General features: G+C 66.1%; 2 protein-coding genes. One reads left to right on the top strand and one right to left on the bottom strand.

Translation table 11 applies throughout. The features are described 5' to 3' along the window. A partial coding sequence (locus EN879_RS37260) for an aldo/keto reductase (RefSeq protein ID WP_164774909.1) occupies nucleotides 1-213 on the top strand: 213 nt, incomplete at its 5' end. Nucleotides 214-257: 44 nt separating this feature from the next. On the opposite strand, the gene EN879_RS37255 is transcribed toward EN879_RS37260, so the two are convergent. Then, nucleotides 258-959: LysR substrate-binding domain-containing protein (locus tag EN879_RS37255; RefSeq protein ID WP_127274779.1), on the bottom strand; the 702-nt coding region annotated here is incomplete at its 5' end.

Genomic DNA, 959 nt, shown 5'->3' with positions numbered 1-959 from the left:
GTCCTGGCCAAGCCCTTCGTGATGAGCGTCATCATCGGCGCCAGCCGCATGGAGCAGCTGGAGCAGAACCTTGCCGCCACTGAGGTGAAGCTCGACACCGACGATCTGGTTCGTCTCGACGAGGTCAGCGCCCTGCCGTCCGAATATCCAGGCTGGATGCTGGAGCGCCAGGCAGCGGGCCGCCGTCCGGCGGCGTTCACGCCGAAAGCATAAATACAGCCCACGCTGACATCTCGGGAGCCGTGGCTCCGGAGATGTCAGGTCAGCCGGACGCTCTCGCCCAGAAAATCGAGAAAGGCGCGCACCCGCGCCGGCAGATGCCGGCCCTGGCCGACATAGACGGCGTGGGTCGGCTCCTCGTCACCCGGATTGAATGCCTCCAGCAGCGGCGCCAGTCTGCCGGCCGCTATGTCTTCCGCCACATGCCAGCGCGCCAGCCGGGCGATGCCCGCGCCCGCCAGTGCCATGAGCCGCATCGCCTCACCATCGCTGACCAGCGTGTTGCCGGTGATCGGAATCATGATGACGCGGCCTTCCGCGTCGAGGAACGGCCAGCCATCGAGGTGCCTGACGAAGCCGAAGCCCATGCGGTTGTGTTTGTCGAGATCGGCTGGCGTCAGCGGTATGCCGTGCGTCTCGAGGTAAGAAGGTGCTGCAACAACGACCACCGGGCTTTGCCCGAGCTTGCGCGCCACCAGCCGTGACTCACTCAATGGCCCGGCACGGATGGCAACATCGGCGCGCTCCGCCATCAGGTCGACGACGCTGTCGGTCAGCACCAGATCGACCGAAATCTCGGGGTAGCGTTCCAGGAACCGAGGCAGAAGCGGGACCAGCCGATGCACCCCGAAGGGCACGTAGCTGTTAATGCGCACACGTCCGCGCGGTGAAGCACCGGCCGCTGCCTCCTGCTCGGCTGCCGCCATGTCGGCAAGGATGCGCAGGCCGCTCTCGTAGAA

This window comes from Mesorhizobium sp. M7A.F.Ca.AU.002.02.1.1 (genome assembly GCF_003998535.1).
Classification (GTDB): domain Bacteria; phylum Pseudomonadota; class Alphaproteobacteria; order Rhizobiales; family Rhizobiaceae; genus Mesorhizobium; species Mesorhizobium ciceri.
This window is presented reverse-complemented; position numbering and strand designations above follow the sequence as displayed.